Genomic DNA, 273 nt, shown 5'->3' on the forward strand with positions numbered 1-273 from the left:
TCGTTGACGCTCTCGTTGTACACCGAGGAGGTGAACAGGCCCATGAAGCGGCACTCGCGGATCACCCGGCCCTTGCCGTCCAGCTCGCGGATCGACACGTAGTCCGGGTAGGCCGGGCGGTGCACACGGCTCGGATGGGCAGCCTTGGCGAAGGACAGCAGGACCGGTTCGCGCAGGTAGGCGACGGCATAGTCCTCGATGTGCAGGTCATCCTTGCTCAGGCCGGCACGCAGCAGACGGGTCAGGCCGAGGAAGGATTTCTCGTCGTAGACC

The 273-nt window shown here is 65.2% G+C and carries 1 protein-coding gene; it reads right to left on the minus strand.

Features of this window, described 5'->3' with window-relative positions:
• Positions 1–273: hypothetical protein (locus tag ACLJNW_RS25020; RefSeq protein WP_410961332.1), on the minus strand; the 273-nt coding region annotated here is incomplete at both ends.

Source organism: Salmonella sp. SAL4457 (assembly GCF_046548235.1).
Classification (GTDB): Bacteria; Pseudomonadota; Gammaproteobacteria; order Enterobacterales; family Enterobacteriaceae; genus Salmonella; species Salmonella enterica.